At 50.6% G+C, this 3,299-nt stretch carries 3 protein-coding genes; 1 reads left to right on the top strand and 2 read right to left on the bottom strand.

Annotated elements, in window-relative coordinates:
- Positions 1-31: 31 nt before the first annotated feature.
- Positions 32-1,591, bottom strand: coding sequence for a hypothetical protein (locus HMPREF9304_RS12045; protein WP_036929530.1), 1,560 nt, complete (start codon positions 1,589-1,591; stop codon positions 32-34).
- A 111-nt stretch (positions 1,592-1,702) separates the two neighbouring features.
- The gene (locus HMPREF9304_RS12040) at positions 1,703-2,167 is read right to left on the bottom strand and encodes a DUF1804 family protein (protein WP_036929529.1); all 465 of its coding nucleotides are present in this window, start codon (positions 2,165-2,167) and stop codon (positions 1,703-1,705) included.
- A 302-nt stretch (positions 2,168-2,469) separates the two neighbouring features.
- Between HMPREF9304_RS12040 and HMPREF9304_RS12035 the strand changes: the two genes are divergently transcribed.
- A partial coding sequence (locus tag HMPREF9304_RS12035; protein ID WP_036929528.1) for an HK97 family phage prohead protease occupies positions 2,470-3,299 on the top strand: 830 nt, incomplete at its 3' end.

The raw sequence follows: 3,299 nt of genomic DNA, 5'->3' as shown, positions 1-3,299 counted from the left end.
ATGAATTATGAATTATGAATTGCTCACCATCCTACCATGAATTTTTGGCGGTCGGCCGTTTGCCGAACACTGGTTGAAAACTTTCCTGCCTTGCATTGCGCTGCAGAATCCATATAGCCCCCTCGTCTGCGTCGGGTGCATCGTCGTGCACACGGCTGCCGCGTTCAAGGGCAAGCGTCTGCTCAATGCCTACTTGCATGTCTGGTGAATCCTTGAGTTTTTCATTATAAAACACAAAGCCTCGTTCCCACAGCGGACTGACAGCCTCGATGCGCTGTATCTTCTCCGGCTTCTTCCGTTTGTCTGGCATAAGTGGAAGTTGGTATCCACGCAGGTTTCCCTCGTTTTCAAACTCGTCAAGAATAACGTCCTGCATGAAGTTTGCCTCCATGAAGAAGCGTATGGCCGCTTTGTCCCTCGTCCGCTCGTAGAGGTCATAGAGCCAGCGTACCATACCGCCGACGGTATCCTGCCGTACATAACAGTCGATGAGATGCAGCTCCTTGCCAATCTTGCCCCATAGGCGGGAAGCCTTGTAGTCGTTGGCCGTCGTTGATTTGAACGAAGGGTCCGTGTAGCACACCAGCATGTCGTACTTTCGGAGCGACGGCATGGCCTTGTATCTTATCCAGTCGTCTCGGAAGATGGTGCCGTCCACGATGGGGTTATGCATCATCTCTTTCTCCCATGCTCGGTAGCCCACGAAGTCACGGTACTCCTGCGCATCTTCCTTGGTCCATTTCTCCTTCCATACGGGCTCCCCGTTCTTATCGACGGCCTGAACCTTTGAGACGAATACGCCCCTCGTGGCTGCGATATTGGCCAGTACGGAGGTTTTGGATATAAGGTTACCCACCATAAGGAAACGTCCACGCCCCACATCGAGTGCACCGAAGAGCGCCTCCTTCACCCAGTCGGTGAGTTCGCGCACACGGCGTTCATTACGGCAGAGTTCATCGTCGTCAAGGTCGTCAATGACGATATAGTCCGGTCGCGCCTCGCGTTCACGTAGTCCACGCGGCGACTGACCACGGCCTACGGCAAGGAACTTCACGCCGGAGGAAGTCTTGAACTCCCCTGCCGTCCACAGTCCGAGATTCTTCTGCTGACCGAAGTCAGCGATGATGCGCTGGTTGTACTCCAGTTCTGCCTGAATGTCGCCAAGGAGTCGGTTCGCGCTTCCCTGCGACTTGCCCACCACAACCATAAAGTTGATGAGCCGTTTGGGGCGGAGCATCAGCCATAGGGGCATGAATATGTCAAAGTGCGTGGACTTGGCGTGTCCTCTGGGCCACATGAATACTGCCTTGAGGTTAGGCGTATCCATAATCTTGCGCGCGGCTTGGTTGTGGAACGGCGCATTGTGTACCGTGCGGACTACTTCGCCTGTTGTCTTGTTGCGCAGGGTGAGGAAATGTGGAAAGTAGTACTCGCAGAAAGCTGCATAGTTGCTGAGCAGTCTTTCCTTGCGCCTTTCTTTCTGGGCAGGTGTTTCGTTGGCAAGTGCCGTAGTGTCCGTAATGGACTGAATGCGCTTGCAATGCTCTTTCCACTGTTCGAATGCCAGTTTCTTTTCTGCTGCTGTTGCCATGGGGGGGGTAGTTTTTTTAGTTTACGAGTTGACGAGTTTACGAGTTGACGAGTTGATGGCTATCAACTTGTTAACTTGTCTCCTCGTCTCCTCGGTATAGATTATGAATTATCATTTGATTCCCATCTGCTCGGTGAGGTACATATCCTGAAACTTGTTGATGGTCTTGATGAGCTCGGGTGTTACAGAGGGGTCGATGGTTGCGCGGTACTCCAGCCACTTGGAGAATGCCATAAAGACCTCAATCGCATCCACGACATTTGCCTTCTTGTCGAGCTTCTCGATGACGGAGGACAGCTTGGCAAGCTTGTCGCCTATGCCAGCAATGAGCGTTGGGTCTTCCGACTCGTTCACCTCGGTTATCAACTTGTCAATGGTGAGCAGCAGTTTGTTTACCAGCTCGGGTCGTGTCACGTTCTTTGCCGCCCTCGCCTCCTTCCACCCATCCGCATTGCACCACTTGGATATGGTAACCCTTGACACCTCAACTTTCTCCGCTATCTCGTTCTGCTCCATTCCTGCAAGGTAGAGAGAGCGTGCCAGTGATTTTTTCTTTTCTGTTTCTGCTTTTGTCATAAATCAGCTTGTATGTTTTTATATAGCAGGCGTTTTTCAAACGTCTGCTTAGGACTTTCGTTTTCACTGCAAAATTGCCTTATTTTATTGAGGTTGCAAAAAAAAGATGCAGTCACTTCATAGAAGCGTGTAGCGGTTTCATACTTTTTTGGCAATCAGCGATTTATCGCTTAATATTGCAGTCGAAAAAAGTAGATAGTAGACGAGTTGACAAGGAGACAAGTAGACGAGTAAATAGACTTGTTGCTTGAAAACTATCACCTCGTGAACTCGTAAACTAATAAACTCATAAACTAACGCAAATGGGAAAACGAGTAAGAATATCCAATGACAGCCTGAACAGCTACGGGTTCAGAGTGCTGACGAGCGGCATGGACGTGTCGCAGTACAACCGTAACCCCGTACTGCTCTATATGCACGAGCGCGGCAATGTGGTGGGTTATGTGAAAGACCTGAAGGTGGAGAACAATGAGGTAACCGGCGAACTGATGTTCGACTGTGCCTCAGAACTTAGCCAACGCTGCAAGAAGCAGTTTGAGTTCGGCAGCCTGAGAATGGTGAGCGCCGGCTTGGATATATTGGAAACAAGTGAGGATGCGAGCGTGCTTGTCCAGGGGCAGACACGTCCTACCATCACAAAGAGCAAGCTATTTGAGGTAAGCGTTGCCGATGTCGGTGCCAATGATGATGCCCTCGTGCTTCATAAAGACGGAAAAAGAATAACCCTCGGCAGGGACGNAGATTGCCCGCTGCCGCTTTTGAATAATATTAACAAACAAAAAACAGAAGAAATGGAAAACAANACCATNGCCCTGAATTTGGGGCTGCCNGAAACGGCNACCGAGGCTGAAATCTCCGCCAAGATTGCCGAGTTGAATGCNGTCAAGGAACAGAACGCGTCTCTGCTTCAGGAAAAAGAGAAGCTCACCTTGNCGAGAATCAACAGCCTTGTCGAGCAAGCCATNGCCGACAAACGCATTGAGTTAAACAACAAAGACCAGTTTGTGGAGCTGGGCAAGAAGATTGGCGCGGANGAACTGGAGAAGACCNTGAAGGCGATGCANCCTTCGGTGAAGCTGTCTTCCGTGATAGGACATCAGGGTGGCGCTCCTACAGGTGAACAGAAGTTCAC

The organism is Hoylesella timonensis S9-PR14 (genome assembly GCF_000762405.1).
Taxonomy (GTDB): domain Bacteria; phylum Bacteroidota; class Bacteroidia; order Bacteroidales; family Bacteroidaceae; genus Prevotella; species Prevotella timonensis_A.
This window is presented reverse-complemented; position numbering and strand designations above follow the sequence as displayed.